Source organism: Rhodococcus gannanensis (genome assembly GCF_042681175.1).
GTDB classification, from domain to species: domain Bacteria; phylum Actinomycetota; class Actinomycetes; order Mycobacteriales; family Mycobacteriaceae; genus Rhodococcus_G; species Rhodococcus_G gannanensis.
This window is the reverse complement of sequence record NZ_JBHUFB010000009.1, coordinates 106,987-119,026: the sequence shown is the minus strand read 5'-3', so window position 1 is coordinate 119,026 and position 12,040 is coordinate 106,987. Positions and strand designations below refer to the sequence as shown.

The 12,040-nt window shown below is 70.0% G+C and carries 13 protein-coding genes and 3 tRNA genes; 10 read left to right on the top strand and 6 right to left on the bottom strand.

The window, feature by feature from the left end:
- Window positions 1–30: 30 nt before the first annotated feature.
- From ACFSJG_RS07340 to ACFSJG_RS07315, 6 genes are all read left to right on the top strand, one after another.
- Window positions 31–1,206, top strand: a complete 1,176-nt coding sequence (locus tag ACFSJG_RS07340; protein ID WP_378485247.1) for an alpha-hydroxy-acid oxidizing protein — start codon at window positions 31–33, stop codon at window positions 1,204–1,206.
- Between the two features lie 69 nt (window positions 1,207–1,275).
- Window positions 1,276–1,710 carry a MarR family winged helix-turn-helix transcriptional regulator gene (locus ACFSJG_RS07335; protein ID WP_378485246.1) on the top strand — a complete coding sequence of 145 codons (435 nt, stop codon included), beginning with the start codon at window positions 1,276–1,278 and terminating at the stop codon, window positions 1,708–1,710.
- Between the two features lie 51 nt (window positions 1,711–1,761).
- Window positions 1,762–1,849 (top strand) — tRNA-Ser (locus ACFSJG_RS07330).
- Between the two features lie 222 nt (window positions 1,850–2,071).
- Window positions 2,072–2,422 (top strand): GntR family transcriptional regulator, encoded by a 351-nt coding sequence (locus ACFSJG_RS07325; protein WP_378484545.1) that lies wholly within the window; start codon window positions 2,072–2,074, stop codon window positions 2,420–2,422.
- Window positions 2,419–3,414, top strand: coding sequence for a DUF1648 domain-containing protein (locus ACFSJG_RS07320; RefSeq protein WP_378484544.1), 996 nt, complete (start codon window positions 2,419–2,421; stop codon window positions 3,412–3,414). The genes ACFSJG_RS07325 and ACFSJG_RS07320 overlap by 4 nt, the downstream gene beginning before the upstream one ends.
- Window positions 3,415–3,478: 64 nt before the next feature.
- Window positions 3,479–3,610 (top strand): hypothetical protein, encoded by a 132-nt coding sequence (locus tag ACFSJG_RS07315; protein ID WP_378484543.1) that lies wholly within the window; start codon window positions 3,479–3,481, stop codon window positions 3,608–3,610.
- Between the two features lie 3 nt (window positions 3,611–3,613).
- On the opposite strand, the gene ACFSJG_RS07310 is transcribed toward ACFSJG_RS07315, so the two are convergent.
- Together ACFSJG_RS07310 and ACFSJG_RS07305 are read right to left on the bottom strand one after the other, a co-directional pair.
- Complete coding sequence (locus ACFSJG_RS07310) at window positions 3,614–3,967, bottom strand: hypothetical protein (protein ID WP_378484542.1); 354 nt, start codon at window positions 3,965–3,967, stop codon at window positions 3,614–3,616.
- A gap of 110 nt (window positions 3,968–4,077) precedes the next feature.
- Window positions 4,078–4,896 (bottom strand): DUF5602 domain-containing protein, encoded by an 819-nt coding sequence (locus ACFSJG_RS07305; RefSeq protein ID WP_378484541.1) that lies wholly within the window; start codon window positions 4,894–4,896, stop codon window positions 4,078–4,080.
- Window positions 4,897–5,046: 150 nt separating this feature from the next.
- Between ACFSJG_RS07305 and ACFSJG_RS07300 the strand changes: the two genes are divergently transcribed.
- Window positions 5,047–6,027: an alpha/beta hydrolase gene (locus tag ACFSJG_RS07300; RefSeq protein ID WP_378484540.1), complete on the top strand. Its 981-nt coding sequence runs from the start codon at window positions 5,047–5,049 to the stop codon at window positions 6,025–6,027.
- A 173-nt stretch (window positions 6,028–6,200) separates the two neighbouring features.
- Window positions 6,201–7,136, top strand: a complete 936-nt coding sequence (locus ACFSJG_RS07295; RefSeq protein ID WP_378485245.1) for an alpha/beta hydrolase — start codon at window positions 6,201–6,203, stop codon at window positions 7,134–7,136.
- A 7-nt stretch (window positions 7,137–7,143) separates the two neighbouring features.
- Here ACFSJG_RS07295 and hisC read toward each other — a convergent pair whose 3' ends face one another.
- Window positions 7,144–8,226 (bottom strand): histidinol-phosphate transaminase, encoded by a 1,083-nt coding sequence (gene hisC, locus ACFSJG_RS07290; RefSeq protein WP_378484539.1) that lies wholly within the window; start codon window positions 8,224–8,226, stop codon window positions 7,144–7,146.
- Between the two features lie 132 nt (window positions 8,227–8,358).
- Here hisC and ACFSJG_RS07285 point away from each other — a divergent pair.
- Window positions 8,359–8,450: transfer RNA gene (locus tag ACFSJG_RS07285), tRNA-Ser, on the top strand.
- 64 nt (window positions 8,451–8,514) lie between these two features.
- Window positions 8,515–8,590, top strand: a tRNA-Arg gene (locus tag ACFSJG_RS07280).
- A 110-nt stretch (window positions 8,591–8,700) separates the two neighbouring features.
- Here ACFSJG_RS07280 and ACFSJG_RS07275 read toward each other — a convergent pair.
- The 3 genes from ACFSJG_RS07275 to ACFSJG_RS07265 form a co-directional block, all read right to left on the bottom strand.
- Window positions 8,701–10,143, bottom strand: coding sequence for a PepSY-associated TM helix domain-containing protein (locus ACFSJG_RS07275; protein WP_378484538.1), 1,443 nt, complete (start codon window positions 10,141–10,143; stop codon window positions 8,701–8,703).
- A gap of 222 nt (window positions 10,144–10,365) precedes the next feature.
- Entirely contained in the window at window positions 10,366–10,893 is a 528-nt protein-coding gene (locus ACFSJG_RS07270) for a hypothetical protein (protein ID WP_378484537.1), read from the bottom strand.
- Window positions 10,894–10,950: 57 nt separating this feature from the next.
- Window positions 10,951–11,991: an NAD(P)-dependent alcohol dehydrogenase gene (locus tag ACFSJG_RS07265; protein WP_378484536.1), complete on the bottom strand. Its 1,041-nt coding sequence runs from the start codon at window positions 11,989–11,991 to the stop codon at window positions 10,951–10,953.
- Window positions 11,992–12,040: the final 49 nt, after the last annotated feature.

Below are 12,040 nucleotides of genomic sequence, written 5' to 3'. Positions count from 1 at the left end.
TACGGTCACGGCGTGACCAATTTCGGGAGCATGCAGAACGAGATCTACTTCGCCGGCCTCGGTGGAACCGTGCCGGACCTGCCGATGACCGCGGCGGGACTGGAGGTGCTCGCGCGGGAACGGTTGTCGCCGGAGGCGTTCGGGTACATCGCCGGAAGCGCGTCCACCGAGCGGACCGCGGCGGCGAACCTGGCCGCGTTCGACCGGTACGCGATCGTGCCGAGGATGTTGCGCGGCACCGCGGCCGCCGACGCCCGTGACCTCAGCGTGGACGTGCTCGGCACGCGGCTCGCAGCGCCGGTGTTGACGGCGCCGATCGGAGTCCTCGAACTCGTGCACCCGGATGCCGAACGGGCCGTGGGCGCTGTCGCCGCGGAACTCGGTGTCGGATCGGTTCTCTCGACGGCGGCGTCCAGCGCGATCGAGGACGTGGCGGCGGTGTCCGGCGAGAACTGGTGGTACCAGCTGTACTGGCCGTCGGACGACGAGGTCGCCGAGTCACTGGTGAAGCGCGCGACGGCCGCGGGCGCGAAGGCGATCGTCCTCACCGCGGACACGCCCGGAATGGGGTGGCGACCCCGCGACCTCGAACTCGGGCACCTGCCGTTCCTGCAGGCGAAGGGAATCGCGAACTACCTGTCCGATCCGGTGTTCCGGTCCCGGCTCGCGAACCCGCCGGAGGAGAGCACCGAAGCCATGCAGATGGCTGTACTCACGTGGGTGTCGATGTTCGGCAACCATGCGATTCGGCTGGGTGACGTTGCGCGCCTGGCCCGGTGGACGGATCTGCCGATCGTGGTCAAGGGGATCGTGCACTCCGACGACGCGCGCGCCGTCGTCGACGCGGGCGCGGCGGGCGTCGTGGTCAGCAACCACGGTGGCCGTCAGGTGGACGGTGCCGTCGCGGCGCTGGACGCGCTGCCCGACGTCGCGGCGGCGGTCGGGGACCGGGCCACGGTCCTCCTCGACTCCGGGATCCGCAGCGGCGCCGACGTGGTGAAGGCCCTCGCGCTCGGTGCCGACGCGGTGCTGTACGGGCGTCCGTGGGTGTACGGACTGGGACTGGCGGGCGCCGACGGTGTCCGGCACGCACTGCGAATGCTGCTCGCGGATCTCGACGTAACCCTCGGCCTCGCCGGTTTCGCCTCGGTCGCCGAACTCGACCGCCGGGTTCTGAGGAGCACTCTGGCAGGCCCGGGTCTCTAGACTGACGGCGTGGAATCAGAGATCGCACAGGTGACGGGAACGGCTCCGCGGTGGCTCGACGACGCGGAGATGCGGGCCTGGCGCGGATTCATCGAGGGCAGTCAGCGCCTGATGGAGGTGCTGAACCGGGAGTTGCAGTCCCTGCACGGCATCTCGCTCGCCGACTACCGCATCCTCGTCATGCTGTCCGAGTCGCCCGACGGGTCGGTGCGAATGAGTGAACTCGCCGACGGCATCCTCTCGTCCCGCAGCCGGCTGACCCACCAGGTGCGGCGCATGGAGTCCGAGGACCTGGTCTCCCGCAGCACCTGCGTGGAGGACGGCCGCGGCGTTCTCGCGTTCATCACGCCCTTCGGCAGGCAGAAGCTCGCGGAGGCGGCACCGACGCACGTCCGCGGGGTGCGCAGCTATCTGATCGACCAGCTCGACGACAACGAGCTCGCCGCCGTCGCGTCGGTGTTCGAGAAGGTCGACGCCGCGCTCGACGCCCGCCCGACCATCTGACGCGCACGCCGAATTGGGCCGGTCTCACCCCGGGCGGCTAGGATTCGCCACGGAAGCGTGGCAGAGCGGCCGAATGCACTCGCCTTGAAAGCGAGCTTGGGTAACACCAACGGGGGTTCAAATCCCTCCGCTTCCGCCACTGGCCCCTCACTTGCGATCGCAGGTGAGGGGCCATTTTTCATGCCGAGTCCCCTCGACCTGTCGATCGCAGTTCGGAGCACGAATCTCGAGTCCCGGGTCGGGTCGCGACATTCGGAACCTGGACGCGGGATCCCGGCGTCGCGCACCGTTCGAACTCTCCCGGAGCGGGTGTCCACGCGGTGAAGTTGTTCTAATGTAACTAGAACAATAGAATATGTTCGTGCTCATCCGAATCGACCCCGCATCGCCGACGCCGCTCTTCGAGCAGGTCGCGGCGAGCGTTCGGCGCGCTATCGCAGACGGCAGTGTCGGCTCCGGGGACCGACTGCCCGTCGCCCGCGAGCTGGCCGAATCCCTCGACCTGAACGTCCACACCGTGCTGCGTGGCTATCAGCAGTTACGCGACGAGGGGCTGATCGAACTACGACGCGGGCGCGGCGCGGTGGTCGCGGCCGACGCGGGCGGACGCAGCCGGCTCCAGGAAGCGGTCCTCGACGTCGTCGCGGAGGCGCGTCGCCTCGGACTGAGTGCGTCGGAACTGGTGACCCTCGTCAAGAAGGAGATGACATGACCGAACCGATCGTGTGGCCGCAGGTGCCGTGGGTGCGTGCGCTGGTCACGGCGCTGGCGGCGCCGGTGGCGCTCGCCGCGATCGCGCTGGTGCTGTTCGCCGCGTGGGCCGCCGACCTGCCCGATCCGATGGCGGTGCACTTCACGCTCGGCGGCAGCGCCGACGGCTTCGCGTCGCAGGCCGCGGCGCGCGCGACCGTGCTTCTCGGCCCCGCGACCGCCGCGCTGCTGGTGATCGTCCTGGTGCTGATCACGCGACGTGATCTGCGGACCGCCGGGATGGGCGTCACCCTCGCCTCCGGCATCGGCTCGTTCCTGGCGGTGCTACCGGTCCTGCTGGCGATCCCGCAGCGAGGCGTCGCCGACGCATCGTCCGTCACCGTGCCCGGCTGGTGGATCGTCGTCGGCGCGGCCATCGCGGCCGTTGCGGCCGTGCTCGCACACCTGAGCATGCCCTCGCCCGGATCGGCCCGGGCCGGCGCCGCACCCGGCGTGGACGCCCCACGCATCCCCCTCGCGGACGGGGAGCGGGTCGCATGGTCGGGATCGGCGGCGATGCCGCGGTGGTTCGGCGTTCTCCTGGGTGTCCTCCCGATCGCGGTCGTCGTCGCACTGACGGCGGTCGGGGCGGGCTCGGCGATCCTGCTGCTCGTGGTCGCCGCGATCTCGGGCGCCGTCACGGCACTCGTCCTCGCCCCGGTCCGGGTCCTCGTCGATCGGCGCGGGCTGTCCGCGCGCGGAGTCGTGCCGGTCCGGCCCGTCCACATCCCGCTCGACGAGGTCGCCGAGGCGCGCGCGGTCACGGTCAAGGTGCTCAACGGGTTCGGCGGCTACGGCTACAGGGTCGGTCCCCGGGGTGTCGGGCTGATCGCCCGGCCGGGCCCCGCGCTGGAGGTCACCCGAGGCGACGGGTCGCGATTCACCGTCACGGTCGACGGGGCCGACCAGGCCGCGGCGGTGCTCAACACCCTCGCCGCACGCGGCCGCGTCTGAATCCCGACACAGTCGCCGGCCGACTCACCCGGTGAGGCGGATGCCGCGTGTGATGCTGTACGCCATGAGGATTCTCGTGGCGGCAGCGGTCGCGCTCGCGGGCGCACTGGCGATCCGGTGGATCCGGGCAGGTTCGGCCGTGACGGCCCAGGACTGGGCCCGCGACCCGATCGAACCGGACGACCTCGCGGGCTGAGTCCTACGGAGTGTTCAGGTACGTCTCGATCGACTGCTGCACCTTCGGGTTCCCGTTGCCCATGCCGATCAGGCCGCCGATCGTGGCGCCCGTCGGAGCGCCGATGATGCATCCGGCGAGGCTTCCCGGGAACATCGACACGCAGCCGATGCCGAGGCCGACGACCGCTCCTATCGCGGTTCCGGCGGCGCCGCCCTGAGCCCAGGCGACGCCGAGTTCGGCGAGCATGGTGTCGAGGGCCTGCTGCTTCGTCGGGGGCGGCGGGGGAGGGGCCGGATCGGCGAGTGCGGTCCCGGTGCCGGTGAACACGGCGGCGGCGACGAGCGCGGATGCCGCGAGTGTGGCGATCGGTTTCATCGTGGTCCTCTCCTTGCGGACGAAGTACGACCCGGACCGACTGTAGGCGCGGTGCCGGGCGGCCGGTTCCGAACGGCGACACCGTTACCTGTTCGCCGCCGGCGGTCCGTTCACGACGCCTCGCGTAGCGTCATCCCGCCGAGTTCGATCACGTACTCGGAGGTGTCGTCGTCGTAGTTCACGGTGTAGGTGGTCGGGTAGTAGCCGGCCTCCGCGTACGCCTCGGGCTGGTTGACCGATTCCGCGACGCTCTGCCTGGTGAGCATCCAGTCGCGGGTCATCATCGGCTCCAGGAAGGTGAACGCGCCGTCCCACGATCCGGCCTGCAGCACCTGGTCGAAGACGTATCCGGGCGCGCCGACGCCATCCGCCGCGTCGGTCCAGTGCAGGCCCATCCTGCTGACGGTGTGCAGGAGCGGCGGTCCCGGCGGCGGGACGTAGTCGACGGGCATGTACCGGCCCGGCGGGAGCGTCGACGCCTGCCGGACGAAGTCGAACGTCGTCGGCTCGATGGCGTCGACCTCGTCCCGGTTCAGCAGATAGAAGTGCATGTCGAAGTGCGGCGCGGTGAAGACGCCCGCGGGTTCGTGCCCGTGCGGGTTCCAGTCGACGGTCACCGACTCGAACACCGTCGGCGGGGCGTCCGGCGGCAGGTCGAGGTCGAAAACCTCCATCGGAGAGTGCATGTCCGTGCCGAGGCCGTCGAGTGCCGCCGCGGCCAGCCGGATGCCGACGGCGGCGGGAGTTCCGTCGTCGGCGACGGTGACGTACGTGTGTCCGCTGCCCTCACCGATCGGGACGCTCGGACCCGTGAGGACGTGGTCGGCCGGAGCCGCCTCCGACGGCTCGACGCACCCGGCGACCAGCGCGGCACAACCAGTGACGGCGAGTGCCGCGGCGGTGACCCGAACCCGGTAGTGAATGCGCATGATTCACCTCGTCCGATGGTGTGATTGGCATCACAGTAGCAGTGATCGGTTCGCGCAACTTTTGCTGATCATGGTTGTCGGCTGCCAGAGTGTGCCGAACGACCATCACGCCCGGGGTGGGGGCCCGCGCTGCATTTCGAAGGCGGACAGATGAAGATCCTGATGGCAACGGCCCTGGCGGTGGCGACGACGGCACTCGCCGCGCCGCACGCGGTCGCGGGCGGTACCCACACGGAGACGGCGACCGTCGACCACGTCACGATGCTGACCGACCGCCGGGCGGCGGTGTTCGTGGACTCACCTGCGATGGGCCGCATCGTGCAGGTTCAGGTGCTGTTGCCCGCCGACGTCGACGCCTCCCGCCCGACGCTGTACCTCCTCGACGGTGTCGGTGGCGGCACGGAGTCGGACGGCCAGGAGAGCGACTGGACCACGCAGACGGACGTCGTGGACTTCTTCGCGGACAAGCCGGTCAACGTCGTGCTCCCGGTCGGCGGCACCGGCAGCTACTACACCGACTGGCAGAAGACCGACCCCGTCCTGGGCGTCAACCAGTGGGAGACCTTCCTCACCGAGGAACTGCCTCCGTTGATCGACGACGAGTTCGACGGCAACGGCGTCAACGCGGTTGCGGGATTGTCGATGGGCGGCGCGGCCGCGCTCAACCTCATCACCCGCAAGCCCGAGCTGTACACCGGCGTCGCCTCGTACAGCGGATGCGCTGACACCACGAGCCCCGAAGCGCGCTTCATGGTGCGCCGATCCGTCGGATACGTCGACGGCGACGCCGACAACATGTGGGGCACCGACGACGACCCGGACTGGACGGCACACGACCCGATGGCGAACGCGGAAGCGTTGCGCGGCAAGGTCGTCTACTCCTCCGTCGGCAGCGGAGCGATGGGTGAGCACGAGCGCTTCGACGACCCCGACCTGCCGGTGATCATGCTGCTCGGCGGTTCGCTGGAAGCCGCGGCCTACCACTGCACGCTCGGGTTCGAACAGCGACTCGAGGACCTGGGCATCCCCGCCACCTTCGACTACACACGCGGCGGCACCCACACCTGGCCGTACTGGCAGGACGCACTGCGCTCCTCCTGGCCGAGCCTGTCGCACGCGATGAGTGTGTAGCAGGACGGGCAACCGTGAGGAATGGCAACGAGATTCGGCTCGCTCTGCGGCTGGTCCGGTGATCCGATAGCGTTACCTCCGGCGGCTCGTCCGCAACCCGGCGGTGTGCCGCACGAGGTGGGCCCGTGAAGCTACTCGTGACGTTGGCTCTGTCCGTGGTCCTCTGCGGCCTGATGGCCACCCCCGCCGGGGCCCGGATTCCGTCCGGTCGGCAGACCGCGACCGTCGACCACGTCACCGTGCTCGGCGACCGTCGGGTCGCGCTGTTCGTTCATTCGCCGTCCATGCGGGAGATCGTGCAGGTCCAGGTGCTGCTGCCGCCCCCGGGTACCGGTCCCCGGGCGACCCTCTACCTTCTCGACGGTGCGGGCGGCGGCGAGGAGTCGAACTATCGGGAGAGCACCTGGACGCAGCGCACCGACGCCGTCCGATTCTTCTCCGACAAGCCCGTCAACGTGGTGCTGCCGGTCGGCGGCACCGGCAGCTACTACACCGACTGGCTGCGGCCCGACCCGAGGCTCGGCGTCGACGAGTGGGAGACGTTCCTGACGGAGGAACTGCCGCCGATCGTCGACGCCCGGTTCGACGGCAACGGGATCGACGCCATCGCGGGCCTGTCGATGGGCGCCCACGCCGCACTGAACCTCACCGCACGGCATCCCGACATGTACGCCGGTGTGGCGGCGTTCAGCGGCTGCGCGGACAACAGCCAGGCGGACTCGCGGCTGTCGGTGCGGGCCACCGTGGCGTGGAAGGGCGGCGACGCCGACAACATGTGGGGCCCGGACGGCGACCCGACGTGGGCAGCGAACGATCCGATGCGGAACGCCGAAGCGTTGCGCGGCAAACAGATCTACGTGTCGACCGGAAACGGTGTCGCGGGTGCGCTCGACGATCCGACCACCGTGGACGGACTCAGTGCGATGACGCTGGGCGCGGCTCTCGAGTCGGCCGCGCTCACGTGCACCCGACTGTTCGAAGCGCGACTGCGTGAGCTCGGCATCCCGGCGATGTTCCGCTACCGGGACACCGGCACCCACTCCTGGCCGTACTGGGAGCAGGACCTGCACGACGCATGGCCGACACTGGCCCGTGCCCTGCGGGTCTGACCCGGCGTCAGGACTTCAACAGTTCGAGGCCGGTGCTAGTGGCGAACGCGAGGAACGCGTCGTTCTCGTGCGGATCGCCGATCGTGATCCGCACACCGTCGGTCCCGTATGCCCGCACCACGACTCCTGCCTCCGCGCTGGCGTCGCCGTACGCCTGCGACTTTCCACCCAGCGGCAGCCACACGAAGTTGCCGCCGGACTCGGGGACCTCGTAGCCGGCGGTGACCAGTGCGTCCCGCATCCGCGTCCGCTCGGCCGCCACCTGATCGGTGCGCGCGAGGAGTTCGTCGGCGGCCGCGACCGATGCGATCGCTGCGGACTGGGCGACCGAGTTCACCGCGAAGGGGGTGTGCACCTTGCTCAGTGCCACGACGATCTCCGGGGCCGCGACGGCATAGCCGACCCTCAGGCCCGCCAGTCCGTATGCCTTCGAGAAGGTGCGCAGCACAACGACGTTCGGGCGGCCCTCGGCGAGCACCACGCCGTCCGGGATCGTGTCGCCTGCATCGGTGCCCGGTCGGACGTACTCGAAGTACGCCTCGTCGAGCGCGACGAGGACGTGTGACGGCACGGCGTCGAGGAAGGACGTGATCTCGGCGGCCGACAGCGTCCGGCCGGTCGGGTTGTTCGGGTTGCAGACGAAGACCAGGCGCGTCCGGTCGGTCACCGCCGCGGCCATCGCGTCCAGGTCGTGCGCGTGATCGGCCGTGAGCGGCACCGGCACCGGCGTCGCCCCCGCCACCTGCGTCACCACCGGGTACGCCTCGAAGGAACGCCACGGGAAGATCACCTCGTCGCCGGGGCCCGCGGCGATCTGTACCAGCTCCTGGCACAGGCTCACCGAACCGCAACCGATCGCGATCCGCTCGACACCGACCCGGAGCCGCTCGGCCAGCGACTCGCGCAGCGCGGTGTTCGTGTTGTCGGGGTAGCGGTTGACGCCCGCCGCGGCAGTCGCGATCGCCGACGCCACCGAGGGCAGCGGCCCGGCCGTCGTCTCGTTGCTCGCCAGCTTGTGGGCGCCGGGGAAGCTCCTGCCCGGAACGTAGGAGGGGAAGGTGTCGAGATCGGGGCGGATGCGTGCGGTCACCAGGTCACAGTAGCCCCGCGGTGTCGCCTCGACGGTCGACCTGCGTAAACGGGTGGATGACCAGGCGTTTTGCAGATCATGGCGGTCCATGTGTAATCTTTCGTCCCGGCGGTTCGAAAGGACCTGAGCCTAGGAAGCGTGCCAGAGCGGCCGAATGGGACTCACTGCTAATGAGTTGTCCTCCTCAAAGGGGACCGGAGGTTCAAATCCTCTCGCTTCCGCCATGTCAGCTTGCTGACAGTGCCGGATTTCCGGCACAGCCGGTTGTCCGGCACAATTGAAGAACATGCGCCCGTAGCTCAACGGATAGAGCACTTGACTACGGATCAAGAGGTTAGGGGTTCGAATCCCTTCGGGCGCACCACCGAGATCCCCGTCACCGCAAGGTGGCGGGGATCTCGTGCATTCGGCGGTCGGCGTCTCGGACGGACGAGCCGGGGGTGCCTCCTGTGACGAGAAGCACCCCCGGGATCGTCAGGTGCGGGCGCGCTTGGCGGCGCCGACCGCGAGGTCGATCACGAGGAACCCGAGCAGCGTCCACCCCAGCAGCGGTACGAACCAGCCGACCGCGACCGCGGCGGCCACGATTGCGACCGCCGCGACCGGATGCACCTGCCGCAGCGCACCGCGCAGCGGCGGACGGCCCACCGCCCAGTCGGATCCGCGGGTCGGGCGGCGGCGCCACCACATGACGTAGCCGCGCACGATCACCGTGACCAGCGCGATGGACAGCGCGAGCAGCGCCAGCTGGTTCAGCAGCCCGAACAGCAGACCCATGTGCAGTGCGATGCCCCATGTCGTCAGCTTCGCGATCAGTGGGAACGTCGAGAAGTCGAGCACGTCGACGACCCGGCCGGTGGCGCCGTCCACGGACACGGAGTCCTGCTCGAGCGCCCACGGCTGCCGGGTCTCGGCCACGGTGAACGCCGTTGCCGTGTCCGCGGGGATCGACGCCTCGACGGCCTCGCTCGCGCCGTTCTCGGCGGCGATCGCGAGCACGTCGTCGATCTCGTCGATGTTGGTGTCGACGACGGTCGTGTCGGTGTGGCCTTCGTGACCGCCGCCGTGTCCGTCGTGACCACCGCCGGACGCCGGCGCGGTGTCCCCGATCGTCTTGTCCAGTGCCGGGGTGGTCCACGACAGGGCGGTGCGCAGGTCGGAGACGTTCTCGCCGGCGTACTTCGACCAGGTCAATCCGGTCGCGGACAGGAACACCAGCCCGACCGCGATCCAGATGCCGACGACGCCGTGCCAGTTCAGGGTGCGGTTCCGGCCCTTCGAGGTGCGGTCGACGGTGAGCAGTCGCGCCTTGCCGTTGTCACGGGCGCGTGCCTTCCGGTAGCGGTCCCACCACAGGTAGACGCCGCCAAGGGCGACCACCCACAGCCAGCTCGCGGCGAGTTCGCTGTAGATGCGGCCGGGTTCGCCCAGGTGCAGGTGCCGGTGCAGCTGGGAGATCCAGGTGCGCATCGGCAGCGCGCTGCTGCTGCCGTAGACGACGAGTTCACCGACGGGCTGCGCGGTGGACGGGTCGACGAACACCGCGAGCCGCTCCGATTCGCCGAGGCTCGGGTCGGTGAACAGGACGCGGGTGGTGTCGCCTTCGTTCGGCGCGGGCCGGACCGCGGAGACGGTCAGGTCGGGTCGCACCGCCTGGGCGGCGCGGATCTGGTCGGCCACCGGCTGCGTGGGGCCGGTGTACTCGACGTGCAACTGGTCGCGGTAGACGAGCCCCTCGAGCGCCGGGGCGACGGCGTACAGGCCGCCGGTGACGACTGCGATCAGGATGAAGGGAGCGACGAGGATCCCTGCATAGAAGTGCAGACGCATCATCAGCGGGCGGACGGTGCGCCGCCTACCTGGCGGTGCGGGGTCGGGTGACGGGCCGGTCGCCCGTTCGATGTCGGGTGCGGACATGTCTGTTCTCGATTCTCGAAGTGCGGGCGCGCGCAGCGACATCAGCAACCGGGGTCGGGGAGTGTCGCGCTGCGGCGAGGAAGGCGCTCCGCACCTGTGCGCGTTTTTGGTAGCTCCGGCTACCAGAAGTGCGCACGGGTGGCGAAGCCGCCGGGGTGAGGTGGAATGCGCACACCGACGTCACCACCACGGATCACGCCGGTGGTGGTGGGTGTGGGTGCGTCAGGCGAGAACCGGAGGACCGCGGGTGCCGAGACGTGCCCCGACGAGGTGCCAGCGTCGGAGTTGCCGGTGAAGGACCGGAAGGGGCCGAGTGGGAAGAGCAGGTGCCGGGACCGGGGTGAACGGCGCCGGAAGGATCGAGCGCAGGGAAGCGACGGCGATCTCGCAGCCGCGTCCGCCCGCGCGGATGAGGACCGCGGCGGCGACGGCGGCGACGGCGTGCGCGGTCAGCATCGCCGGGCCCAGCTGTAGACCGTGGTGCGCGCCGGCACCGACCGACAGCGTCGCGTGCCCGAGTGCCTGGCCTACGGTCAGGGCCCCGACCAGGAACACCAGGTCGTGGCGGCGCACGCGGATCGAGGAGACCAGCGCACCGACGGCGGAGCACGCCAGCACGAGCAGCACGACGGAACTCTGCGACGGAGCCATGCCGCCGCCCGCGGCGTGCGCGGCGACCGTCACGGCGCCGGACAGGGAGCCGACGAAGCCGCCGCGCATCCGCGCGAAGGCCGGGCCCCGAGATTTCACGCCGCGAAGACTACAAGCCCGCGGTCACCTGCGCGAATGCGGGCGACCGTGGCGGACTCAGGGCACGATCACCGCCCGGCCGCGCAGGGTACCCGCGGCGAGTCGGCGATACGCCTCGACGCCGTCGTCGAGGGTGAACCGCTCGACCGCGATGTCGAATACGCCCTGGTGTGCGAGATCGATCAGCTCGATCAGTTCACTCCGCGACCCCCAGTACGGCGACGTGACGGCGGCCTCGTAGGGGCTCTGCCCGAATCCGACCTTCGCGTGTGCGATGAAGTCGCCGATCCCGACGATGGTCACGTCCGACGCGACGCCCGCGACGCCCATCGCGATGTCGATGGTCGGCTGGTATCCGACGAAGTCGAGGACCAGCGCCGCGCCCTCCGACCCGGTGATCGCGCGGACGTTCTCGACCGCGGACTTGTCGGACAGTACGGCCTCGTGTGCGCCGACCTCGCGGGCGAACTGCAGCTTCTCGTCGTTGACGTCGAGCGCGACGACGCGGGCCGGGGACAGGTGACGCAGGAGCTGGATGGCGACGTGACCGAGACCTCCCGTGCCGATCACGACCGCGGTGGAGCCGCCCCGCAGCTTGTGCAGGGACCGCTTGATCGCGTGGTAGGGCGTGAGTCCGGCGTCCGTGAGCGGCACCGTCGCGACCGGGTCGAGGTCACCGATGGGCACGAGGTGACGCGGCGAGTCGACGATCATGTACTCGGCGAGCGCACCAGGCGAACCCAGGCCCGGAGGGGTGATGCCGAGCTCCGAGGCGCGGGAGCAGTAGTTCTCCTCACCGCGCGAGCAGTGCCAGCAGGTGCCGCATCCCCATGGCCCGTACACCACGACATTGGTGCCGATGTCGATGCCGGACACCCCGGCACCGACCTCTACGACGGTGCCCGCACCCTCGTGGCCCAGGGTCAGTGGCAGCCCGTAGACATACTGATCCTCGGGCAGATTCATGATGAAGTCGTCGGAGTGGCAGACGCCCGCGGCGGTGACCTTCAGGAGGACCTCGCCGGGACCCGGTGACGGCTTCTCGATCTCCGTCACCTCGGGCTCGGCGCCGATGGTGGTGTACTGGATGGCCTTCATGCGACGCACCTTCCCGCGGTCGCGCCGGGCCGGAGGTCGGCCGGGGGTT